Raw genomic sequence first — 22,310 nt, forward strand, 5'->3', positions numbered from 1 at the left:
ACACCGGCCACCTCGCCCCACCCCAGGAAACCGATCGCCGGGCCGGTCCTCCGACCGGCCCCGTGTCCGGGAGGCACACCCATGACCACCGTCTCGACGAGCCACCTGGCGGCCGGGGAGTCGGTGCTGACCAGCGATGTCGTCGGTACCGACTTCGGCCTGCCCCTGGTGCGGCCGACCAGGACCGTGCGCGGCGGCCGGGTGCGTGTCGTGCGCGCACGCTGCCGGGCCTCCGGAGGCGTCGTCGTGTGGTTCACCGACGGCACCAAGACCCCGCCGCTGCACGGGCGGACGAGCTGGACCCTGGCCGAGCCCGGGGCGGGTGCGGCCGACGAGGGACGCGTGCCGGCGTGAGCGGTCAGTACGCCTCGCCGCGCAGCTGCTGCTCGTACTCGGCGGTGGCCCGCAGGCGCTCCACCGTCACCTGGGCCTCCATCTCCAGGCCGCCGAAGGTCTCCTCGACCAGCGCCAGCCGTTCCCACCACACCCGCACCGCGCCCGGGTCGGTCAGGTCCGACGGCCGCAGGGTGAGCAGCCCCCGGATCGACGCGTCGGTCGCCTCCAGCACGCCGGAGTCGTCGTCGGGGTTCCGCGCCCGCGCCGCCCAGAACACCTCCGCCCACAGCGCGGCGACGCCGTCCCTCCCGGCGGGCGGCACCTGCTGGGGGAAGGCGCGCCGCCGGTCACCGGCGACCGCCACGAGCCGCAGCGTCAGCAACCGGCGCACCCGCCGCAGGAACTCCGGCGCCACGGCGGCCCGCGCCCGCTCCGACGCGGCGGCGGTCATCCGCTCGTAGGCCGCGGCGACCTGCTCCTCGGCCCGCTGGGTGCGCTCCCAGAGCTCGGCGCCCGCCGGCTCCGCGCCCGCTCCGGGCAGGTCCCCCGCGTCCAACCCATCGGTCACGCCGGGAACGCTAGAGCCCCGGTACGACGGCCCGGGGCTGCCCCGCCGCGTCCCGCTCCGGCCGGACCGGACGCCCCGGCGTCAGCGGGTCACCCCGCCGCCAGCGGCGAACCGGTGCGCACGGCGCCGACGACGTCGTCGATCGCGCGCGCCGACTGCGCGGCACCCGCCTCCTCGTCCAGCAGCCCGGCGTGCGTGGCGTCGACGAGGCGGTGGCTGCTGTCGGTCGACAGCGCGGCCATCCGGCCGTGCGCGGCCGACCAGCTCGGGTCATGGCCCTCGCCCCCGGCGGTGAGGACGACCAGGGGTGTGCTGCCGAGAGCGGTCAGCGCCCGGGCCTGGTCGAGCAGGGCCGGCATCGTCGCGGTCTCGTCGCGCACGTTGCGCCAGCCGCGGGGGCTGGCGACGAACGCCTGCACCTGTGCCGCGGCCGGCTCGGGCAGCGCGGACCAGGAGGAGGCGGGCAGCAGCCGTCCGATGCCGAGGCGGGCCAGGCTGGGCAGCACCGCGACCGCGCCGGGTGGGCCGGCGTGGACCGCACCGGTGTCCTGCGCCCGGTAGGGGCTGGTCGCGTCGAGCAGGACCAGGCCCGCGACCTGCTCGGGGTGGCGCGTGGCGTGGACCATCGCGTGGTCGCCGCCGATGGAGTGCCCGACCAGCACGTACGGTCCGTCCTCCCCGGCCCGGCGCAGCAGCGTGTGCAGGTCGTCGGCGGCTTGCACCCCGTCCTGGAGGTGGTCGGCGTCCTCGCTCCAGCCCTGCCCGGCACGGTCGTAGGCGCAGACCCGGGTGGTGCGGGCGACCTCGGGGACGATGCGCGCCCAGTTCGCCGACATCTCGCCGAGCCCGCTCTGCAGCACGACGGTGGGGCCGCCGGAGCCGGTGCAGGCCAGGTGCAGCCGGTGACCGCCGACGTCGTAGGACCGCCCCGGCATGGGGTGGTCGCGCCGGTCGGCGGCCAGGCCGACGGTCTCGACCATCCCGCCGACGGCTGCCGCGGCCATGACCGCGACCACCGGGTAGAGCAGCCAGCGGCCCCTGCCGGCTGCCAGCGAGCGGCGGATGCGCACGCACGTCCAGACGGCGAGCAGCAGGAGCAGCGGAGGCCAGATCCAGCCGCTGAGGGTGATGGCGCGATCGTCCGGGGTGAGGGCCAGGAGCCCGAGCCCGGTCGCGGCCAGGGCCGCGGCCGGGCCCCACGCCCAGCTCTGGGGCTGGTCGGTCAGCTTGGCCGACAGCACCGCCAGCACCGCCCAGCCGACGGCGAACCCGAGCAGCGCCGCCCCGGTGACGACGGGCTCGGGCGCCCCGCCGACGACCACCAGGGTGAGGACGGCGGCGCCGGCCGCCCCGGTCGCCAGCGACCCGGCGATGACGCTGCGGATCGGGTCGCTGCCCGCACGGTCGGTGGCGGGCGCGGCTCCCGCGGCGGCGGTCGGTGCTGCGGTGCTCATCGTGGGTCCCTCTGCCTGGTGGGTGCGGTACGGCCGAGGGGGCGGGTCGGTGGGTGGTGACCGCCGCGGCGCTCGGGCCGGTGATCCTGCCAGGTCCGCGCACCACCGGACGGCATGCCGGCGAGGGGAGGGGACCGGTGGTGCGGACTCCCGTGAGGACGTGTGCGGCCGCCGGTGCACCCGGACCGGGGACGGCGGGTCGCGCCCGGTCGTGGACGTGGCGGCAGCGGCCGGAAGCCGGACGGGCCGCGCCCGGTTGGCCCTGGTGTGAGGCTCTCGCTGCTCGACCGCTCCCGCACCCGTGCCGGTCACGCCGAGGGGGCGGCTCTGGTGCACACGGTCGAGCGGGCGGTCGCCGCCGAGGGGCTGGGCTACTCCCGGTTCTGGGTGGCCGAGCACCACGGCGTCCCGGGCATCGCCTCCGGTGCGCCCGCGGTGCTGCTGGCGGCGGTCGGGGCCCGCACGGCGACGATCCGGCTCGGGTCGGGCGGGGTGATGCTGCCCAACCACCAGCCGCTCGTCGTGGCCGAGCAGTTCGCCGTGCTCGACGCGCTGTACCCGGGCCGGATCGACCTGGGGGTGGGCCGGTCCCTCGGCTTCACCGCGCCGGTGCGGCGTGCGCTGCGCCGCACCGGGGACGAGCCGGACACCTTCGCCGACGACGTCGCCGAGCTCCGCGGCTACCTGGAGCGCACCGCGCCGGTCACCGTCCACCCGGTCCCGGCTGCGCCGATCCCGCTGTTCGTGCTGGCCACCGGCCGCGGGACGGAGGTCGCTGCCCGGCTGGGGCTCCCGGTCGTGCTGGGTGGCCCGCTGCTCGACCAGCCCGACACCGGTGACCGGCTGGCCGCCTACCGCCGCGGTTTCCGGCCGCACCGGGACAGCCGTCCGCACGTCACCGTGGCGCTGGACGTGCTGGTCGCCGACACCGACGACGAGGCCCGCGAGCTGGCCCTCCCGGAGGTGTGGGCGATGGTGTGCTCCCGGCGCACCGGGGAGTTCGGTCCGCTCGAGCCCCCAGCCGCCCTCCGCGCCCGGAGCTGGGACGCCCGGCTGGCCGGCCGGGTGGAGCGCGGGCTGGACGGTGCGACCGCCGGCAGCCCGGGGACCGTCCGCCGTCGCCTGGAGCAGCTCGCCGAGCGCACCGGCGCCGACGAGCTGCTCGCCACGGGGTCCACCTACGACCGCGCGGCGCTCGCCGCCTCCGACGCCGCGCTCGCGGAGCTGCTGGCCTGACCGGACCGCGGGGGCCCGCCGCCGCGGGCGGGCCCCGGCGTCGCGTCGGCCGGCAGCGCGAGGCCGACGGCGGCGAGCACGCGCACCACCGGGCGGCGCAGGGCGTCCGGGGAGGGGTGGTCGTCCGTCGCCGTGAGCCGGGTGAGGAGCATCCCGTCGAGGAGGGCGAGGAGGTCCTGCGCGGCGTCTCCGGGCTCGGGGACGCCGAGGGTCGCCAGCTGCTGGGTGAGGCGGGCGTGGACGGGGGCGGTGTCGGCGACGAGCGCCTGCCGCAACTCCGGCCGCCGCGTCCCCTCGAGGGTGAGCTCGTAGCGCGCCAGCTGCCGGTCGCGGCCGTCGGTCAGCAGGCCGTGGACGGCGGCGGTGAACGCGTCGGCGAACTCCTCGGCGCTGGTGTGCTCGGACGCCGGGATGCTCGCCACGTCGAGGTCGGACATCCGGCGGACGATCGCGCGCAGCAGCTCGAGGCGGGTGCGGAAGTAGTAGGACGTGGAGCCCTCGGGCACCCCGGCGGTCCGGTCGACGGCCCGGTGGGTGAGCCCCCTGCTGCCCTCGCGGGCCAGGGTGGTGATGGCCGCGTCGGCGAGCCGGGTCCTGCGGTCCTCCGCCATCGGAACTCCTTGCGCCGGTCCTCTACGGCTGTAGCGTAGGCCATGCCACTACAGCTGTAGAGGAGGCGCCGTGTCCGCCGGATCCCTTCCCGCCCAGCTCCTGTTCGCGGGCCCCGTGCTGCTGGCCCTGTGGCCGATCCGCCGTCCCCGGTCGCTGGCGGTGGGCAGCTCCCTCGCCGCGCTGGGCGCCAGTGAGCTCCCGCAGGTCTTCCTCGTCCTGCTGCTGACCGCGACCGTTCCGGACCTCGTGGAGGACGGGTTGCCCGACGAGCCGGCCGGGTGGGTGCCGTCCGGCCTCGCGGCGCTGACGGCCACGGGCCTGGTCGTCCTGGCGCTCCGTGCGGTGCGCGCCCGGGACGTGGTCGGCCGGGCGCTGGTCGACGGGCTGGGGGACCGCGCCGGGTACGCCCGGCCGCCCCTGCGGCGGCTCCTGCACGTGCTGCTGGCACCGTTCCCGGGGCGACCGCGCGCGGTGGAGCGGATCCCGGACCTCGCCTACGGGGACGCCGGGCGGCGCAACCGGCTCGACCTGTACCGGCACCGCTCCCGCCCGGCCGGCGCACCGGCCCTGGTGTACCTGCACGGAGGCGGCTACTCCAGCGGCGGGAAGCGCCGGGAGGCGCGCGCCCTGCTGCACCGGATGGCCGCGGAGGGCTGGGTCTGCGTCAGTGCGACCTACCGGTTGCGGCCGGCGGCCGGTTTCGTCGACCACGTCGCCGACTGCAAGAAGGTGATCGCCTGGGTCCGCGAGCACGGGCCCGATCACGGCGCCGATCCCGGCACCGTCGTCGTCGCCGGCAGCTCGGCAGGGGGCCACCTCGCGGCCCTGGCCGCCCTGACCCCGGGCGAGCCGGCCTTCCAGCCGGGCTTCGAGCAGGTCGACACCACGGTGAGCGCGGCCGTGTGCCTGTACGGCCACCACGGCCGTTACCACGGGCGGACCGACGACGAGCAGCTGCCGTCGTCCCCGCTGGTCCTCGACGCCGCGGCCGCCCCGCCGTTCTTCCTGGCCCACGGTGACCGCGACACCTGCGTGCCGGCGGAGGGCACCCGCGCCTTCGCGGCGCACCTGCGGCGGTCCTCGCGCAACCCTGTCGTCCACGCCGAGCTGCCCGGGGCGCAGCACGGCTTCGACCGGTTCCGCTCCCTGCGGTTCGAGGCCGTCGTGGACGGCGTCGCGGCGTTCCTCGCCCGGGTGGTGGACCCGGCCGGCCCCGTCGGCCGGGCCGGCCGCGCCGCTCCGGTCGCGGGGCGGTCGTCGTGACCGCGGCACCGGCGGGCCTGTCCGAGCAGCTCGCCGCGGTCTCCGACGACCCCGTGCGGGTGCTGGTGGTCGGCGCCGGCGTGGCGGGCACGACCCTCGCCGGACACCTGCGGCGGGCCGGCTGGTCCCCGGTGCTGGTCGACCGCCGGGGTGCCGACGGCGGGCTCGGCTACATGCTGGGGCTCGTGCCGCTGGTGGACCCGGTGCTGGAGCACCTGGGGGTGGCCGCGGCCCACCGGGAGCGCAGCGTGCCCGTGCGCCGCTACGTGCTGCGGGACCGGGCGGGCCGGCCCCTGCGCCGGTACCCGCTGGACGGTCTGCTCACGCTCGGCGACTACCGCGGCATCGAGCGCGGCGAGCTGCTGGCCGTGCTCGGTGACGCCGGCGGGCCGGTCACGTACGGCACGACGGTCAGCGGCCTCGTCCAGTCCGCGGACGTCGTCCGTGCGGACTTCTCCGACGGCCGGACCGCCGAGTTCGACGTGGTGGTGGCCGCCGACGGGGTGCACTCGGGCACCCGCTCCCTGGTCATGGCGCCGGAGCGGGTCAGCCGGTACGACACCGGCTGGGGCGGCTGGGTCGGCTGGACGGCTCCGGACGACGCCCCCGACCAGTACGAGGAGTGCTGGGGGCCGGGCTTCTTCGTCGGCACCTACCCGGTGCGGGGCAGGACCGGCTTCTTCGTCGGCGGCCCGCGGCGGCTGACCGGGGAGGGCCCGGCCGCCTTCGCCGAGCGGGTCCGCCGCCGGCTGCGGACGGACGACCGCCGCACCGCGCGGGCCCTCACCGCGGTCGCCGAGGGCAGCGGTGTGCACTTCTGGCCGTTGGCCGACGTCCGGGCCGCGTCCTGGTCGTCGGGCCGGGTGGGGCTGCTGGGTGACGCCGCGGCCGGTTTCCTGCCGACGGCCGGCATCGGCGCGGCCATGGCGATGGAGTCCGCCGCGGTCCTGGGCCGGTTGCTGCAGCAGGGCACCGCTGCCGCCGTGCCCGAGCTGCTGCGGCGGTTCGAGGCGGTGCAGCGGTCCCGGGTCCAGTCGGCCCAGGAGAACTCCCGGTGGCTGGCCCGCCTGGTGTTCCGGACCTCGCGGCCGGTCGCCGTCGCGCGGGACGCGGCGTTCCGCCGGGTCCCCCTGGCGGCGGTGCTGGGACCGATCCGCCGGCTGCACCGGGACCGTCCGGTCCGGCCCTGAGCACCGCGCCGAGCAGCCCCGTCCCGCCCGTCCCCGCGGAGCGCGGGCCGGGAGACCGCTCACCCGTCCGGGTGGCACGTGGAGCCGTTCCGGTGCAGACCGGTGCCCCCCGGGCCGATGACGGGACCATGGTGGGGCACGAACAGGTGACGGCTGCGCGGCGACGTCCGGTCCTCGCGCCGTTGGTGACCCTCGGTCTGGTGGCCCTGTTCGCCACCGGCGTCGGGGACCGTCCCGACGGCACGGCGTGGGACCGGGCGTACGACGTGGTCCTGTACAACCTGCCCTACCTGGCCGCCGCCGCCGCGTGCGTCGCGGCCGCCCGCCGGGTGCGGGCGGAGCGGATCGCCTGGCTGGGTCTGGGGGCCGCCCTGGCCATCAGCGCGGTGGCCAACGCCCTGCGCGTCCTCGCCGCCGGCCTGGAGGGCAACGGCCCCTCGTCCCCGCTCGCCGACGCGTTGGCCCTGGTGGGCTACCTGACCATCTACGTGCACGTCGTCGGCCTGATCCGGGCCCGCGTCGCGCGCTTCCACCCGAGCATGTGGCTGGACGGCGTCGTGGGCGCCCTGGGCACCCTGGCCGCCGGCGTGGGGTTCGTGCTCGGGCCCTACCTGTACCCCGGCCCCGGCGAGCGGGCGGTGGGCGCCATCGAGCTGGTCGGACCGGTGACCAGCGTGCTGCTGCTGGCCACCCTCGTGGCCGTGGGCTCGATCCTCGGCGTCCGCCTGGACCACACCCTCCTCACGGTGGCCCTCGGGCTGTGCTGCATGTGCGCCGCCGACCTGGTGCTCTTCACCCTCAGGGTGCGCGACGCCTACGTCGACGGCGGGCCGCTGGAGCTGGGCTGGCTGGCGGGCATCGTGTGCGCCTCGGTCGCGGCCTCCGGGGCGCGGGAGCGGCGGGTGCCGGTCGACCGCACCGGCGGCTCGCGCATCGGCTGGCGGCTGCTCGCCGTGCCGCTGGCCTGCATCGTGGCCAGCCTCGTCGTCCTCGGTGCAGGGTGGACCCACCCGATGCCGCCGGTCTCGGCCTGGCTGGCCATCCTCTGCGTGCTCGCCGGCATCGCCCGCATCGCGGTGACCTTCCGCGAGGTCCGCGCCTACAACCAGGTCAAGCAGGAGGCCCGCACCGACGAGCTCACCGGGCTGGCCAACCGGCGCGCCCTGATCGAGCGCGCCCCGGAGATCGTCGCCGCGGCGGACGCCGGCCGTCCCGGCGCGCTGCTGCTGCTGGACCTCGACGGGTTCAAGGAGGTCAACGACAGCCTCGGTCACGCCGCCGGTGACGACCTGCTGCGCCAGGTGGGCCCGCGGCTGCAGCGGGGCCTGCGCGGGGACGACTTCCTCGCCCGCCTCGGCGGTGACGAGTTCGCCGTCCTGCTGCCCGACACCGGGGCGTCCCAGGCGCAGGCCCTCGCCGAGCGGCTGCGCCAGCTGCTGCTGGAGCCCTTCACCGTGGCCGGCACCCGGCTGCACGTCGGCGTCAGCGTCGGCGTCGCCACCACCCCGGTGCCCGGCACCGACGTGGAGGACCTCCTGCACCGCGCCGACCTGGCCATGTACACCGCCAAGAGCGCCCGCGGCGGTGTGCAGGTGTACGTCCCCGACCCGATCACCGGCCGACCCGGCGGCGACCGGCTGCGCACCATGGAGGAGCTGCGGACCGCCCTCGACGAGGGGCAGATGGTCGTCCACCTCCAGCCGCAGCTCGACCTGCGCAGCGGCGGGATCTCCGGCGCGGAGGCCCTGGTGCGCTGGGACCACCCCACCCGCGGACTGCTCGCGCCCGGCGAGTTCCTCCCCGCCGCCGAGCAGGCGGGCCTGCTGCGCCCGCTCACCGACACCGTGCTCGAGCTGGCGCTGCAGGCGGCCGGCCAGTGGTGGGACGAGCACCGGGTGCCGGTCTCGGTGAACCTGTCGGCGGCCAACGTCACCGACCTCGACCTGCCGGAGAAGGTCGTCGTCGCGCTGCGCCGCCACGGGCTGCCCGCGCAGGCCCTCACGCTGGAACTGGTCGAGGACACCCTCATGGGCGACCCGGAGCGGGGCCGGGCGGTGCTGGCCGAGCTGCGCGGCCTCGGCGTCCGGACGTCGATCGACGACTACGGCACCGGCTACAGCTCGCTGGCCTACCTGCGCTCGCTGCCGGCCGACGAGCTCAAGCTGGACCGGAGCCTGACGGCGGACGTCGACCGCGACCCGCGCGCCGCGGCGATCGTGCGGCACACCGTGGCCCTCGCCCACGACCTCGGGCTGAGCCTGGTGGCCGAGGGCGTGGAGACGGTCGCCACCAGCGCTGCGCTCGCGCGCCTGGGCTGCGACGTCGCCCAGGGCTTCGCGGTCGCCCACCCGATGCCGGTCGCGGCCTTCCTCACCTGGCTCGCGGCGTCCGACTCGGCCCTGCTCGACGCGGCGGTGCTGCCGCAGCTGAGCGTGGGGGGCAGCACCGACTGAGGCCGGCGAGCACCGGCCGGTCCGGTTCCGGGACGGGGTGGATCGCCGACACGCCCGGCCCTGTCGACGCATTCCGCAGTGCTCCGGACACGATGGGTGCGTGACGCCGTCTCCCGCCACCCGTGAGCTGCTCCGTCCCGCGTTCCCCGGGGGCGGTGCCGCACCGACGCCGGCTGCCGCCGACGCCTGGCGTGACCTCGCCCCGGAGATCGTCCGCCAGCGGCTGGTGATCGAGGGCGTCCCGGCCCGCCCGATCGGCGACGTGCAGATCCGGCGGTACCTGTCGGCGCTGTCCCGCGAGGTCGACATGGTGCAGCTGCTCGAGCCGGTGACGCACCGCTCGGACCTCTACGGCTGGGCCGGCTGGATCCACTGGGAGACCTCGGGCGCGCACTTCTACGCCTGGGAGCAGCCGCGGTTGTTCTTCTCGGTGGACGTCTACACGTGCAAGGCCTTCGACGTCGACACCGCGGTGTCCTTCACCCGCCGGTTCCTCGACGCGGGCACCGTCGTCGCGCGGTCCTTCTGACGTGCCCGTCCGGCTGCTCGTCGCCCACACCCCCGCCGAGCGGGAGGCCGCGCGCACGGTGGAGGGGGAGGTCTTCCTGCAGGCCTTCGGCAACACCCCGGAGGAGATGGAGCGCGAGTACGGCCCCTTCGAGGCGCGCTCCCGCTTCGTCGTCGTGCTCGACGAGGAGGCCGGGTCCGCCCTGGGCGCCGCCCGGCTGATCCTGCCCGACCCCGCCGCCGGCCCGGTCAAGACGCTGGTCGACGTGGCCGGCCCGCCCTGGCACGCCGACGTGGCCGACGGCCTCGCGACGGCGGGCCTCTCCGGCGGGCCGGTGTGGGACGTCGCGAGCCTGGCGGTGGACCGCCGGTTCCGCAGCGGTGCCGCCGGCGCCGAGGTCACCCTCGCCCTGTGCCACGGCATCCTCGAGCACCCGCGGCTCTGCGGCGCCGAGGGGCTGGTCACCGTCCTCGACGACAAGGTGCTGCGGCTGCTGCGGGTGATGGGCGTGCCGTGGGCACCCTTCCCGGGAGCGACCTCCCAGCCCTACCTGGGGTCCCCGGCGAGCACGCCGTGCGTCATGCGCGTCGACGCCGTGGGGCCGAGCATCCGGGCCCGGCGGCCGGACGTCGCGCCGGCCGTGGTGGACGGCGTCCTCGGCTCCATCCGGCTGGACCCGGCCGACCTGGCACCGGACCGGGGTGCGCGTCTCCCGGACGCCGACCCGCGCACCCCGCCGGGGCCGCCGCCGGGCCGTGACACGACCGGCTGGCGGTCCCCGACGCAGCGGCGGGCGGTCGGGGCGACCCCGACGTCCTGACCCCGTCGTCCGGGCGGGTCCTGCTGCGGACGGGCACCTGGACGCCCGGGCACCTCCGTCGGCGGGGGCGCGCCACCGGGGGTGGACCCCACTTCCGGACGGGGGGTGTGTCAGCGCGACCCGGGGGTCCACTCCATTTCCCGCGAATGGTCGTGCCGCCATTCTTCTCCCAGGCGAGAACACGGGAAACGGATTCCCGGGCCTGGAGCGGAGGAGCATCCCATGTTCGACCGTCACGGAGACCGTTGGGGCCACGACCGTCACGACAAGTGGGACCACGACCGCCACGACAAGTGGGACCACGACCACCACGACGGCTGGGGTCGCGACCGCCACGACGACTGGGGCCGCGAGTGCCACGACGACTACGACGACCACTCGGGCGGCCACCACTACTGACCCCGGAGGCGGCGTGGCCCGGGCCCGGCCCGGGCCGCGCCGTCCCTGCCCGACCAGCTCACCGAGCGCCCGTGCGGCTCCGCGCCCCGGGCGCTCGGTGCTGTGCAGGGTGCCTCGCCGACCGGCGACCGGGGGTGGACCCCACCCCGGGGCCGGGAGTCCGCTCCGCGGGACCCGGGGGCTGGCTCGGTGTCCCGGCGGCCGCGGGACAGCCATTCTCGTACCGAGGGCAGGACCACCGGGAACCCATTCCAGGAGATCGTCGGAAATGGCGGGAACGGACTCCGGGAGCCCGCAACCACCCACGACCGGGAGCGACCATGACCACCACCCTGACCGCGACCACCTCCGGCCTCCGCGACGAGCTCGAGATCTCCTTCGCCCGGGCCTCCTGCGACCTGGCCGAGGCGCGCACCCGGCAGGCGGCGAAGGACACGCCCGGCCACCGCGCTGCCGTCGCGGAGTGCCGCGCCCGGCTGGACGCCGTCCTCGACATGTACCTCGCGGCCGGTTCCCCCCGCTGACCCCCGGCCGGCCCGGCCCGCGCCCTGCCCGGGATCAGCCGGCGGTGTCGACCACGGCCAGCCTGCCCTCGTTGAGCAGGCTGACGTAGGCCCGGCTGCCGTCGGGCAGCACCGCGACCGAGGTGGGTCCGTCCCCGAGCGGGAGTCGCGCGGTCACCTCGAACGTCTCGCCGTCGATCACCGACACGCTGTCGTCCTCGACGCTGGCGACGTAGGCGAACCGGCCGTCGGCCGACCACGTGATGTCCTGCGGGTTGCGCCCGACGGGGATGCTGCGCACCACCTGGTGGGTGTCGGTGTCGATCATCGTCACCGAGGCGGCGTCGTAGTTGACGTTGGCCACCAGCGGCCGGGTCGGGTGCACCGCGACGCTGTGCGGGCTCCGCTCCACCGGGACCTGCTGGGTCACCTGCAGCGTGGTGGGGTCGAGCAGGGTCACCACGTTGGACTCGTGGTTGGCGACGTAGGCCCGCGAGCCGTCGGGGGTGAACTCGATCCAGTGCGGGTTGGCAGGCACCTCCACGTCCCTGACCACCTCGTTGGTCGCCGTGTCGATCACCGAGATGCTGCCCGAGTCGTGGTTGGGCACGAACAGGCGGGCGCCGTCGCGGGTCACGGCACCCAGGTAGGGCCGGGTGCGCACCGGGATGGTGGTCACCTCGCGGTTGGTCGAGGTGTCGATGACGGTCACCGCGGCGATCGTGCGGGCGTCGTCGTAGACGCTGACGTAGAGGCGGCTGCCGTCGGGGGAGAAGGTGAGGAACTGCGGGGGCCCCGCCGTGATCCGGATGTCCGCGGTGACCGCGTTCAGCGCGGTGTCGACGACGGTGAGCATCCCGGTGGCCCGCCGGGCGACGTAGAGGTGCTGCCCGTTGGGGGAGACGGCGACGAAGCCGGAGAGCTCCCCGACCTCGATCGGCGTCCCGGCCGGTGGGACGGGCACGGCCGCCTGGGGCGGTGCGCTCGCCGTCGGAGCGGGGGCGGGGGCCGCGCCCGAGGACGGCGCCGAGGGGTCGGCGCCCGCACGGGGCGCCTCGTCGTCCTGCAGGAAGACGACCGCGAGCACCACCGCCAGTGCCGCCACCAGCAGCGCGGCGACGCCGATGACCAGCGGGCGCAGCCGTCCCCGCCGGGTGGGCATGGGCGGCGGCGGGGGCGGCGCCGCGGACCGGCCGCCGGCGCCGTTGCCGTCCCACCCGTCGCCCCCGCCCGGTGCCCGGTCGAACGGCCCGCCGGCCGCGACGCCGAGGGTGGGGCGTGCGTCCCTGGACGGCGCGTCCTCCCCCAGGGCGACGGCGGGGCCGTCCGTCCGCAGCGGGCCCCCGGCCGCCACCGGGTGCTGCGGGCCGGCCGCCGCGACCGTCTCCGCGCGGGCCCCCGCGGCCCGGGCCGCGGGCAGGGCGGCGGCGGTGGGCTCGCCCTGGACGCCCTGGACGCCCGGGCGCCGGTCGGCCGGTGGCCGGCCGGCCCCCTGCGGTCGGCCGCCTCGGCTGTGGGCCTGGGCCAGGGTGGCGGCGCCGAGGGCGACGGCGTGCTTGGGGTTGGTGTCGACCACGGTCGGGCGGCCCAGCTCCTCGGTGATCATGCGACCGATGAGCGGGATCCGCGAGGAGCCCCCGACGAGCAGGACCGCCGAGAGCTGCTCGGGCCGCACCTCGGCCGTGCGCAGGGCCCGGGTCAGCGTGCCGATGGTCGACTCGACCGGGGCGCGGATCATGTCCTCGAACTCCGCCCGGGTGAGCGGCACGTCCAGGTGCCGCGTGGGCAGGAAGACCGGGATGGTCACCTCGGTGTCGAGGGAGAGCGCCTCCTTGGCCAGCACGCAGTCCTGCCGCAGCCGGGACAGCGCGACCACCGTCTTCGGGTCGCCGAGGTCCAGCTCGTCGAGGGCACCGCCCGAGGCGTGGTTGACGAAGGACAGGATCGCCTCGTCGAAGTCGGTCCCGCCCAGGCGTTCGATGCCGTCCGGCGAGCCGAGGATCTCGATGCCGTCGTCGACGCGCTGCAGGACCGTGGCGTCGAAGGTGCCCCCGCCGAGGTCGTACACGGCGATGACCTCACCGGGCTCCAGCCGGCGGGTGGTGGCGTAGTAGGCGGCCGCCGCCTCGGGCTCGGTGACGGTGAGCGCGGAGGACAGCCCGGCGACCCGCGGCACGTCCTCGAACAGCTCGCGCCGGAAGGGCCCCCAGTTCGCCGGGTGGGTCAGCACCACGACCTCCGGTGCACCGCGTTCCGCGGCGACCCGCGCGAGGACGTCCTGCAGCAGCGCCCCGAGCAGGTCGGTGACCGCGTAGGACGTGCCGCCGAGCAGGATCGGGGTCGGGTCGCCCAGCCGGCGCTTGATCTCCGTCGCGACGCGGTCCGGGTTGCTCACCACCCGGCGGGCGGCGGCGTCACCGGTGACCAGCACGCCGTCCTCGCGGACGAACACCGCGGCCGGGGCCACCGTCGAGCGGTCGCCGAGGGCGAACATCTCGAGGGTCGTGTCGTGGGCGACCGCGGCAGCCAGGAACGTGGTGCCGAGGTCGACTCCGAGGCAGTGGTCCACAGCGGCTCCCGGACGGGCGACACACGGAGGGCTCGTGTCGCCGACACCAAACACTGCCCGCATCGGGCTGGCAACGACCTGTGTCCCGGCCCCGTGCGGCGAACACCGGGCGGGGTGAGGACCCCACCAGTGGGTAGGGAGAGCCCCCCTACCGCTCGGGTGCGGCGCCCGCGACGATCCAGGGATGCCGTCGATGCCTGCCGCCTCCGCGGGCGACGCTCCGGGGGCGGCCGGGCCGCCGGACGCCGACCACCCCGTGGCCCCCGCCCTGCGGCCGGTGCCCTCCCGCGCCGAGCGGGAGCGGTGGCGGCGCCGGCTGCACCTGCAGCGGCAGCTGCACGACGGTGCCTCGCTGCGGATCTCCGCGCTCGTCCCGCAGCTGGGCGTGGTCCGCAGCGGTGTGCCCGAGTCGCGGCCGGACCTGCACGCCTCCATCGAGGGCCTGCAGGACCAGCTGCACGCGGCGCTGCAGGAGCTGCGGGAGATCGCGCGGGCCATCTACCCGCCGCTGCTCGACGAGGCGGGGCTCGGACCGGCGCTGCGCGAGTTCGCCGACCGCGCCGAGGTGCCGGTGCGCATCGACGTGCGCCCGGGGCGCTTCGGCCCCGCCGCCGAGGGGGCGGCCTACTTCGCGGTCACCGACTGCCTCGCCGCCGTGCGCGCCGGAGGGGCCCCGATCGAGGTGGTCGGCGGCCGCGAGGGCGACGTCCTCGTCCTGGTCCTGTCCGGGGTGCCCCTGCGGCTGGCCGCGGGGGTCCTCGACCAGGTCTGCGGCCTCGAGGGGGAGGTCACGCCCTCCGGCGAGGAGGAGAGGGGGACGATCGAGGTGAGGATCCCGTGCGCGTAGCCCTGGCCGAGGACGGCGCCCTGTTCCGCGAGGGCCTGCTCATGCTGCTGCAGGCCGCCGGCCACGAGGTGGTCGGCTGCACCGCGGACGGCGACGCGCTGGTCGACCTGCTGGCCGAGCAGCCGGCGGACGTGGCGATCCTGGACATCCGCATGCCGCCGGAACCCGACGGCGGGCTGGTGACCGCCGAACGGCTGCGGGCCGCGCACCCGGACATGGGGCTGCTGTTCCTGTCCCACTACGCCGAGACGCACTACCTGATGCGGATCCTCGAGATCGGCACCGAGGCGGTCGGTTACCGGCTCAAGGAGAAGGTCGGCAGCGTCGACGTCCTCACCGACACCCTCGACCGGATCGCCGACGGCGAGATCGTGATCGAGCCGGTGCTGGCCAAGCGGCTGGTCGAGCGCCCGCGCGGGGACCGCAAGGAGGCCGTCGACGCCCTGTCCCCGCGGGAGCTGGACGTGCTGCGGCTGATGGCCGAGGGCCGGTCCAACAACGGCATCGCCGCGCAGCTGTTCGTCACCCCCAAGGCCGTCGAGAAGCACATCGCCAACATCTTCAGCAAGCTCGGCCTGCAGGAGGACGGCAGCGAGCACCACCGCCGGGTCCTGGCCGTCCTCACCTACCTGCGCTCCCAGCGCGGCCAGCGGTAACGCGCGGGTTGGCCCGGGCGGCCGGCCGCCCTAGCGTGACGGCACGGGACCTGCCGGTTCCGCAGGCCGAGGGGTCGGTGGTGGGGATGGCCCGGGCGACCGGAGCCGGTGCGGTGCGCGGCGTGCTGGTCACCCTCGGGGTGGCCGCGGTGCTCGTCGCCGTCGTCCACGGGCTCGGGCGGGTGGTCGGCCCCGCGGTGCCGGCCGCCGTGCTGCCCGTCGCCGGGGCGGCGCTGGCCGCCCTCGGCCTGCACCTGCTCCTGCCCCGGGTGCGTGGGTCGCGTGCCGCTCAGGAGTCGGACCGGTTCTCCGCCCTGGCCGAGGCGGCCCGGCGGATGCAGTCGGGCTCCCTGGAGCGGGCGCTGCCCGGGCTGGCCCAGGTGGTGGCCGACGGCACCGGGGCCGCGCGGGTGGCGGTGTGGCTGGCGGTGGGGGACCGCCTGGTGGAGGTCGCCCGGCACCCGCCGGAGCCGGGCGCCGGGGAGGCCACGGTTCCCGACCTCGCCGCGCTGCTCGCCCGCCCGGACACCGACCACGTCGTCCCGGTCCTCGACGGGTCGGTGCTGCGCGCTGTGGTGGCGATCCACAAGCCGGGTGCGGTCACCGCCGAGGACCGCCGGCTCATGCAGGACGTCGCCAACGGGGCGGGGCTGCTGCTGCGGGTCGTCGCGCTCAACGCGGAGCTCGCCGAGCGGGTGCGGCGAGCGGCCGACCTGGCCGAGGAGCTGCAGGCGTCGCGGCGCCGGCTCGCCTCGGCCCGCGACTCCGAGCGGCGGCGGCTGGTCGCCGAGCTGGCCTACGCCACCGGGGACCGGCTGGAGGCCCTGCGGGCGGAGGTCGGCCGCGCCGTGACGGGGCTGGCCGGCCCCGGGCCCGACCCCGCGCCGGTGCGGGAGGCCCTGTCCCGCGCGCGGGTCCAGCTCGACGACCTGCTCGACCGGTTCCGCGCCGTGGCCCGCGGCGTCTACCCGGCCGTGCTGCGCGACCACGGACCGGCCGCGGCCCTCGACGAGGTGGTCGCCGACCTGCCCCGGCCGGTCCGGCTCACCGGCGGGCTGGGGGAGCGGCTGCCGTGGGAGCTGGAGTCGGGCATCTACTACCTCACCGCCTCCGCGGTCCGGGCGCTGGCCGGCCGGCCGGGGGAGGGCACGGTGCTCGTCCGGCTGGACCACCCCGGCGGCCGGATCGTCGCGCACGTCGAGGACCCCGCCCCGCCGGTGTCCCCCGAGCGGCTGGGCGCCCTGCTGGCCGACGACGCCGACCGTCTCGCCGCGCTGGGCGGGGGGATGGACGTCGGCACGGCACCCCCGCCGGGCGGGGACCCCGACGCCCCGGTGCCCCTGGTCGTGCGCGCCTGGCTGCCCGACCGCGTCGAGCCGGTCGTGGTGGACACCACCGGGACGGAGGTCGCGCTCCGGTGACCCGGGGGCGCCCGGAGCGGCGCGCGCTCCTGGCCGGCCTGCTCTCCTGGGCGCTGGTCACGGTGGCGGTCGGCGGCGTCCACCTGCTGGTGCAGCTCGTCGCGGACCGGCTCGCCGGGGCCACGGCCGCGGCGGTCGCGGCCCCCGCCGCGGCCGCGGCCGTCGCCCTGCCCGCCTACGCGGCCGCACGGCGGGTCACCGGCCGGCGCGCCGGTGCCGACCGACCGGCCGGCTACCAGGTGCTCGCCCAGCTGGCCGCCCTGCCCCGGCCGACCCGCGACGTCCCCGACCTCGCCCGCGTGGCCGAGGCCGTGGGCTCGGGGCTGGGGGCGGGCGTGTGCGTACTGACCGTCCGGCGGCCCGGCCTGCGCGACCGGGTGCACACCTGGACCCGGCCCGGCGCCGACCCCGGCGAGCTGCGGTGGGAGGTCCTCGTCCGGCACGGCACCGAGGACGTCGGCACCCTCGCCGTCGACCGGGTGACGGTCGCCTCGACCGACGCCGAGCGCCGGCAGCTGCTGGAGGCGGTCGCGAGCAGTCTCGGGGTGTCCCTGCAGGCGGCACGGGCGGGCATCGAGCTGGAACGGCAGCTGCGGGCGGCGCTGGCGCACGCCACGGACATCGCGGCCGCCCGCCGCCGCGCCGTCGCCGAGTCCGACGGTGAGCGCCGCCGGATCGAGCGCGACCTGCACGACGGGGCCCAGCACCACCTGGTGTCCCTGAGCCTCGGGCTGGGGCTGGTGGAGCACGAGCTCGCCACCGGCCGGCTGGAGCAGGCGCGTACCGCCCTGGACCAGATCAGCGCGCGGATCGACACGGTCGAGGAGCTGCTGGCCCGGACCAGCACCGGCGTCACCTCACCGGTCCTCGCCGAGGCCGGGCTGGTCGCGGCCCTCGACGCCGACCTCGGCGCCGACGACCCGCCCGTCGCCCTGGACGCCCCGCGGGACCTGCGCTTCCCCCCGGAGGTCGACGCCGCGGTCTACTTCTGCTGCCTGGAGGCGGTGAACAACGCCCGCAAGCACGCACCCGGAGCCACCGTGCGGGTGCGGCTGTGGGTCGACGGGGCCCGGCTGCACTTCGCCGTCCAGGACGACGGTCCGGGCTGGGACCCCTCGGACGGCGCGGGGTCAGCGGGGCGGGGCATGCGCAACCTGGCGGCCCGCATCGCCGCGGTCGGCGGACGGGTCGACGTCCGGTCCGCTCCCGGCGCCGGCACCACGGTCGAGGGCTCCGTGTCCCTGCCCGCACCCCCGGCCACCCGGCCGCCGGGCGGCCCACCGGCGGCCTCCGGGCTGCTCGACGCCGTCCGCGCCGCCGTGCGCACCGCCCGGGAGGTGCACCGGGGCACCGCCCTGGCCGGGCGGCTGCAGTCCCTCGCCCGGCTCCTCGACGAGCCGCTCCGGATCGTCGTGGCCGGCCCGCCCGGCGCGCCGGTGCCGGCCGTGGCCGAGGCGCTCGCCGCCGGCGCACCACCCGGGGTGCGCTACACGCCCGCGGCCTCGCGGGACGACGCGGCCGACGCCGTCGTCCTCGTCCTCGGCGACCCCGGCCCGGAGGTCGGCGTCCGCCCCTCGTGGCTGCCCCGCACCGCCCGCCCCGCACAGACGGTCGGCGTGCACCTCGGGGACGGGCCCCTCCCCGCCGCGGCCCGGTGCTGCCAGACGGTGGTCGCGGTGCGGCCGCGCACCGGCACGCTGCTGGACGCCGCCGCCCTGGCGCGGCTGCGGGACGCGGTCGACAGCCGCCTGGTCGCCCGCGCCGACGTGCTCAAGGCCCGGACCGTGCTGTCGGCGCTGGAGACCGTCCTGGCCGGGGCGCCGTCGGGGCCGCTGGTCTACCAGCTGGAGGCGATCCGCTCCCGCGCCCACGAGCTGGCCGAGCTGGACCTCCTCGACGCGCTGTGCTCGGGGGAGGTCCGCGTCCCCGGTGACCGGCGCCGCGCCGCGGAGCGACTGCTCGGGGTGGACGGCGTGCCCGCGTGGGCCCGCCTGGGCTGCGACCCGGACGCGCTGCCGGCCGAGCTCGCCGCGGCGGCGACGGCGGAACTGGCCCGCTGGCGGGCCCTCGCCGCGCACCCGGCGTCGACGGCGGCGTCCCGCCACCTGGCCGACCACCTGGTGCGCACCTGCGAACGGCTGCTGTCGGCGACGGCCGCCCCGGCGGACCAGCCGACCGGGGGTTGTCCCCACCCGGGCACGGGGGCCGGACCCGACCGGTCGTAGGGGCTCCCCGGTCGCCCCCGAGGCGCCCACCGGACGACCCTCGCCATGACGCCGCACCGGTGTCGCCCCAGACAGCGAGGACGAGGCGCGAGATGACCCCCACGCGGCCGGACCGCACCGAGACAGCCGGGCCCGAGGCCGCCGCCCGGGAGCTGCTGGACCTGTGCACCAAGGGCGCGACCGTGCACCGCCGCCAGGACCTGGTCCAGTGGCTGACCACCGCGCGGCGGGCCCTGGGGACCGCCGGGCCGGGGTGGTCATCCTCCGGCGCCGTCCGGGACGCCGCCGCCGTCGCGTTGCACGCCTGCGACGAGCTCGAGCGCGACCTCCGCGCCCGCCGCGCGGACCTGCTCGACCCGGCCCTGCCCGCCCGGGCGCGCGCGCAGCTCGAGGAGGCCCGCGCCCGCTTCGAGGCCTTCGAGACGCCGGCCCAGGTGTGGCCCGCGGTCCTGGGCGAGGGCTTCGCCGCGCTGAGCTCCGACCTGGAGTTCGAGGCCCGCAGCGCGACCCGCGCCGTGCAGGCCGACGCCGACGCGAGCATCGAGGCGGGGGACCCCGCCCGGCACCGGGCGCAGCTGGAGGGCTGGCTGCGCGAGCGCCTGACCTTCGAGGCCGAGCGCATCCACCACCGGCTGCACACCGGCGCCCGCGCGATCGCCGCGCGGGTCGCCCGGGACCTGGGGCTGCGCCCGCACCCGACGCCGGCCCTCCCGGTGCTCCCGGCCGCGGAGCTCGTCGCCGGCCTGCACCCGCACACGCCCCCCGGCGGGGGCGCCCAGCCGCTGTCCACCCGGCTGCTCATGGTCGTCATGCCCGGGTACGCCGGGATCATGATGGCCTTCGTGCTCTCCCGGTTCCTCGGGCTGCACCTGCCGACGTGGGTCATCGTCCTCTGCGCCGTCCTCGGTGCCCTGGCCACCGGGGGCGCCGCGCTGACCGGGGACCGCCGGCGCCAGCTGGAGCGGCGCCGCAGCGACGCCCGCGCCCTGGTCCGTGCATTCGTCGACGACTACCAGCTCGCCCTCGGCAAACAGGTCCGCGACGCGATCCGGACCCTGCAGAGCGACCTGCGCACCAGCACGTCGACCGCGGTGAACGAGCGGGGCCGCGAGCTGGGTGACCGCCTCGACGCGGCCCGCTCGGCCGCCGCCGCGGCCGACCACAGGGCGGAGGAGCTCGCCGACGTCGACGCGGACCTGGGCTCGGTGACCGAGCTGCGCGACCGCGCCCGCCGCCTCCGCCACCCCCCGGCCGACCCGCCGCCGGGACGCCGCCTCACCCCGGTGGCCTGAGACCCCGCGGCCGGCTCGGGCCGGCCCCGTCAAGGGCCGCTCCCGCGGCTCCTCCTGCAGACCCCGCCCGGCCCGTCGGACCCCCGGATCCGACGGGCCGGGCGCTGCCGTCACCGGCGGGGGAGGGGGCGTCCCCGGGCGTCGGCGGGGGGTGGACCCCACCCGGGAAACGGGGGCTCCGGACGCCGTTCCGGGGGGTCGGCTCGGTGTTCCGCCGGCTCGCCGATCGCCATTCTCTTTCTCAGGAAGAAGAACACGGGAAACCATTTCCCGGCCTCCCGAAGAGGAGAGAGAGAATGTCCGCTCCCATTCCGTGCCTGCGTCACACCGAGCGCAGGTGGCTGGCCTACTGCGGCGACTGCACCGCCTGGCACCTCGCCCGCCAGATCGCCGCCCGCGACGCCGCCGCCGGTGACCTCGCCCCGCGCGTCCCCGCCGTCCCGCGCCTGACCGTCGTGCCGGCCGCCGCCCCCGGTGCCGTCCCCGCGCTGACCGCCGTCGCCTGAGCCGCGGCCACCAGCCACCGGCCACTCGACGACCACCCCCGCAGACCGTCCACGACCGAGAGGAGGACCCCGTGGGCACCGTCCCCCCGCTGACGACGCGAGCCCTGGGCGTCGCCCGGTCGGTCCACGAGAGCGCGGTCACGGGCGTGCTGCAGCTGGTCAACCGCCGCCCCACCCGCAGCGGGCCCGCACCCCGGCACCTGGCCGCCACCCCGCACGCGCCCGCCGCCGGGCCCCGGGCGCCCGTCGTCCTCGTCCACGGCTTCGGCGGCAACGCCGCCACGTGGTCCCTCCTCGAGGGCTGGCTGGACGCCGCCGGCCTCGCCGTCTCCCACGCCACCTACAGCCCCTTCGCCCGGTGCGTGTCCGACGTCGCGCGGGCCCTGGTGCGCGACTGCCACGGCGCCATGGAGCAGGCGGGCACCGACCAGGTGCACCTCATCGGCTACAGCCTCGGCGGGGTCGTGGTCCGCTACGCCGTCCAGGAGCTGGGGCTGGAGCCGCACGTCCGGACCGCCGTCACCGTCGCCGCGCCGCACCGCGGCACCGTCGCCGCCCGGCTCGGCCGGGGCACCGTGGCCGCCGCACTGGCGCCCGGGTCCCGGATCCTGGAGGACCTGCGCCGCGGCGCCCGCACCAGCGGCGTCCGCTGGGTCTCCTACTACTCCGACCGCGACCTGCTCGTCCGGCCCCGCTCCTCCCGGCTGGAGGAGCGCGCCCTCGGCGCGACCAACGTCCTGGTCCCGGGCGTCGGGCACCTCGGGATCATCCGGTCGCCGCTGTTCCTCACCTCGGTCGTCCACCTGCTGCGCTCCGACGCACACCCCCGGCCGGCCGCTCCCGGGATCGCCGCGTGAGGCGCGCCCCCGCGGCGCGGGCCCGCGGCCCTCCCGCGCCGGCCGCCCGTGCCCCGCTCCCGCCGCCCCTCCCGCAAGGACCCACCCCCGACCCCGGACACGAGGTACCGCCATGCCCGCATACACGTCCAAGACCCAGGCCGTCGCCGTCTTCTCGCAGCTGTTCGAGATCATGCTGGAGGACGACGAGTTCGCCCGGCTGGTGCGCGACCAGGCCCTGTCGGTGCGGTTCGTCCACACCAGGCCCGACTTCGAGCTGGTGGTCGACGGCGACGGGGTGCGGGTCGACGCGCCGCCCGCGCCGACGTCGATGGTGATCAAGATGTCCTGCGACACCGCCGACGCCCTGTGGGCCGGCCGTCTGCTCATGCCCATCGCGGTCGCCACCGGCAGGATCCGGATCAAGGGCAGCGTGGCCACCGTCATCGAGTTCGTGCCGCTGCTGCGCCCGGCGTTCGACCGCTACCCGTCCCTGGCCGCGGCCGCCGGCGTCGCCTCCGCCGCCTGAGCGGCCCCCCACCGGCTCCCCGCGCGCCGCGCCACGCCCTTCCCGCGCGCCGCGCGACCGCCCACCCGCGCCGCCCCCACCCGCGCC

The 22,310-nt window shown here is 77.3% G+C and carries 21 protein-coding genes; 17 read left to right on the top strand and 4 right to left on the bottom strand.

The genetic code is table 11. From position 1 onward, the window contains the following. Positions 1-81 precede the first annotated feature (81 nt). A complete protein-coding gene (locus ACI79E_RS14805) occupies positions 82-354 on the top strand; it encodes a hypothetical protein (protein WP_456933321.1) in 273 nt (90 codons plus the stop codon). A 4-nt stretch (positions 355-358) separates the two neighbouring features. Here ACI79E_RS14805 and ACI79E_RS14810 read toward each other — a convergent pair whose 3' ends face one another. Both ACI79E_RS14810 and ACI79E_RS14815 read right to left on the bottom strand, forming a co-directional pair. Further along, the gene (locus tag ACI79E_RS14810) at positions 359-904 is read right to left on the bottom strand and encodes a hypothetical protein (RefSeq protein WP_456933322.1); all 546 of its coding nucleotides are present in this window, start codon (positions 902-904) and stop codon (positions 359-361) included. Between the two features lie 89 nt (positions 905-993). Beyond that, entirely contained in the window at positions 994-2,358 is a 1,365-nt protein-coding gene (locus tag ACI79E_RS14815) for an alpha/beta fold hydrolase (RefSeq protein WP_456933323.1), read from the bottom strand. A 267-nt stretch (positions 2,359-2,625) separates the two neighbouring features. Between ACI79E_RS14815 and ACI79E_RS14820 the strand changes: the two genes are divergently transcribed. Continuing rightward, positions 2,626-3,594: an MsnO8 family LLM class oxidoreductase gene (locus tag ACI79E_RS14820; RefSeq protein ID WP_456933324.1), complete on the top strand. Its 969-nt coding sequence runs from the start codon at positions 2,626-2,628 to the stop codon at positions 3,592-3,594. On the opposite strand, the gene ACI79E_RS14825 is transcribed toward ACI79E_RS14820, so the two are convergent. Next, positions 3,537-4,205 (bottom strand): TetR/AcrR family transcriptional regulator, encoded by a 669-nt coding sequence (locus ACI79E_RS14825; RefSeq protein ID WP_456933325.1) that lies wholly within the window; start codon positions 4,203-4,205, stop codon positions 3,537-3,539. The two genes, ACI79E_RS14820 and ACI79E_RS14825, sit on opposite strands and share 58 nt — an antisense overlap. A 70-nt stretch (positions 4,206-4,275) precedes the next feature. Between ACI79E_RS14825 and ACI79E_RS14830 the strand changes: the two genes are divergently transcribed. The 7 genes from ACI79E_RS14830 to ACI79E_RS14860 all read left to right on the top strand — a co-directional run bounded on the left by ACI79E_RS14830 (position 4,276) and on the right by ACI79E_RS14860 (position 11,363). Next, the gene (locus tag ACI79E_RS14830) at positions 4,276-5,469 is read left to right on the top strand and encodes an alpha/beta hydrolase (RefSeq protein WP_456933326.1); all 1,194 of its coding nucleotides are present in this window, start codon (positions 4,276-4,278) and stop codon (positions 5,467-5,469) included. Continuing rightward, complete coding sequence (locus ACI79E_RS14835) at positions 5,466-6,659, top strand: FAD-dependent oxidoreductase (protein ID WP_456933327.1); 1,194 nt, start codon at positions 5,466-5,468, stop codon at positions 6,657-6,659. The genes ACI79E_RS14830 and ACI79E_RS14835 overlap by 4 nt, the downstream gene beginning before the upstream one ends. 200 nt (positions 6,660-6,859) lie before the next feature. Next, on the top strand, positions 6,860-9,112 hold the full coding sequence (locus ACI79E_RS14840) for a putative bifunctional diguanylate cyclase/phosphodiesterase (RefSeq protein ID WP_456933328.1): 2,253 nt from the start codon (positions 6,860-6,862) through the stop codon (positions 9,110-9,112). Between the two features lie 100 nt (positions 9,113-9,212). Next, complete coding sequence (locus tag ACI79E_RS14845; RefSeq protein WP_456933329.1) at positions 9,213-9,641, top strand: S-adenosylmethionine decarboxylase; 429 nt, start codon at positions 9,213-9,215, stop codon at positions 9,639-9,641. A gap of 1 nt (position 9,642) precedes the next feature. Beyond that, positions 9,643-10,440, top strand: coding sequence for a hypothetical protein (locus ACI79E_RS14850; RefSeq protein WP_456933330.1), 798 nt, complete (start codon positions 9,643-9,645; stop codon positions 10,438-10,440). A 222-nt stretch (positions 10,441-10,662) separates the two neighbouring features. Continuing rightward, a complete protein-coding gene (locus tag ACI79E_RS14855; RefSeq protein WP_456933331.1) occupies positions 10,663-10,839 on the top strand; it encodes a hypothetical protein in 177 nt (58 codons plus the stop codon). Positions 10,840-11,159: 320 nt separating this feature from the next. Then, the gene (locus tag ACI79E_RS14860; RefSeq protein WP_456933332.1) at positions 11,160-11,363 is read left to right on the top strand and encodes a hypothetical protein; all 204 of its coding nucleotides are present in this window, start codon (positions 11,160-11,162) and stop codon (positions 11,361-11,363) included. A 34-nt stretch (positions 11,364-11,397) separates the two neighbouring features. Here ACI79E_RS14860 and ACI79E_RS14865 read toward each other — a convergent pair whose 3' ends face one another. Beyond that, a complete protein-coding gene (locus tag ACI79E_RS14865; protein WP_456933333.1) occupies positions 11,398-13,911 on the bottom strand; it encodes an Hsp70 family protein in 2,514 nt (837 codons plus the stop codon). 193 nt (positions 13,912-14,104) lie between these two features. Here ACI79E_RS14865 and ACI79E_RS14870 point away from each other — a divergent pair, with 193 nt between their 5' ends. From ACI79E_RS14870 to ACI79E_RS14905, 8 genes are all read left to right on the top strand, one after another. Then, positions 14,105-14,758, top strand: a complete 654-nt coding sequence (locus tag ACI79E_RS14870) for a sensor histidine kinase (protein ID WP_456933334.1) — start codon at positions 14,105-14,107, stop codon at positions 14,756-14,758. Further along, positions 14,749-15,414, top strand: coding sequence for a response regulator transcription factor (locus tag ACI79E_RS14875; RefSeq protein ID WP_456933335.1), 666 nt, complete (start codon positions 14,749-14,751; stop codon positions 15,412-15,414). The genes ACI79E_RS14870 and ACI79E_RS14875 overlap by 10 nt, the downstream gene beginning before the upstream one ends. 35 nt (positions 15,415-15,449) lie before the next feature. Next, complete coding sequence (locus ACI79E_RS14880; protein ID WP_456933336.1) at positions 15,450-16,835, top strand: hypothetical protein; 1,386 nt, start codon at positions 15,450-15,452, stop codon at positions 16,833-16,835. After that, complete coding sequence (locus ACI79E_RS14885; RefSeq protein WP_456933337.1) at positions 16,832-19,060, top strand: sensor histidine kinase; 2,229 nt, start codon at positions 16,832-16,834, stop codon at positions 19,058-19,060. Before ACI79E_RS14880 ends, ACI79E_RS14885 begins: the two co-directional genes overlap by 4 nt. 92 nt (positions 19,061-19,152) lie before the next feature. Further along, a complete protein-coding gene (locus tag ACI79E_RS14890; RefSeq protein WP_456933338.1) occupies positions 19,153-20,352 on the top strand; it encodes a hypothetical protein in 1,200 nt (399 codons plus the stop codon). Between the two features lie 296 nt (positions 20,353-20,648). Continuing rightward, the gene (locus tag ACI79E_RS14895; protein WP_456933339.1) at positions 20,649-20,858 is read left to right on the top strand and encodes a hypothetical protein; all 210 of its coding nucleotides are present in this window, start codon (positions 20,649-20,651) and stop codon (positions 20,856-20,858) included. A 71-nt stretch (positions 20,859-20,929) separates the two neighbouring features. Next, the gene (locus ACI79E_RS14900; RefSeq protein ID WP_456933340.1) at positions 20,930-21,715 is read left to right on the top strand and encodes an esterase/lipase family protein; all 786 of its coding nucleotides are present in this window, start codon (positions 20,930-20,932) and stop codon (positions 21,713-21,715) included. A gap of 112 nt (positions 21,716-21,827) precedes the next feature. Beyond that, entirely contained in the window at positions 21,828-22,223 is a 396-nt protein-coding gene (locus ACI79E_RS14905; RefSeq protein WP_456933341.1) for a hypothetical protein, read from the top strand. Positions 22,224-22,310: the final 87 nt, after the last annotated feature.

The sequence above is a fragment of the Geodermatophilus sp. SYSU D00079 genome (assembly GCF_054050635.1).

Coding starts and splice junctions, on each gene's coding strand:
- ACI79E_RS14890 (WP_456933338.1), top strand. CDS start 19,153: ATGACCCCCACGCGGCCGGACCGCACCGAGACAGCCGGGCCCGAGGCC.
- ACI79E_RS14855 (WP_456933331.1), top strand. CDS start 10,663: ATGTTCGACCGTCACGGAGACCGTTGGGGCCACGACCGTCACGACAAG.
- ACI79E_RS14870 (WP_456933334.1), top strand. CDS start 14,105: ATGCCTGCCGCCTCCGCGGGCGACGCTCCGGGGGCGGCCGGGCCGCCG.
- ACI79E_RS14815 (WP_456933323.1), bottom strand. CDS start 2,358: ATGAGCACCGCAGCACCGACCGCCGCCGCGGGAGCCGCGCCCGCCACC.
- ACI79E_RS14905 (WP_456933341.1), top strand. CDS start 21,828: ATGCCCGCATACACGTCCAAGACCCAGGCCGTCGCCGTCTTCTCGCAG.
- ACI79E_RS14860 (WP_456933332.1), top strand. CDS start 11,160: ATGACCACCACCCTGACCGCGACCACCTCCGGCCTCCGCGACGAGCTC.
- ACI79E_RS14805 (WP_456933321.1), top strand. CDS start 82: ATGACCACCGTCTCGACGAGCCACCTGGCGGCCGGGGAGTCGGTGCTG.
- ACI79E_RS14895 (WP_456933339.1), top strand. CDS start 20,649: ATGTCCGCTCCCATTCCGTGCCTGCGTCACACCGAGCGCAGGTGGCTG.
- ACI79E_RS14825 (WP_456933325.1), bottom strand. CDS start 4,205: ATGGCGGAGGACCGCAGGACCCGGCTCGCCGACGCGGCCATCACCACC.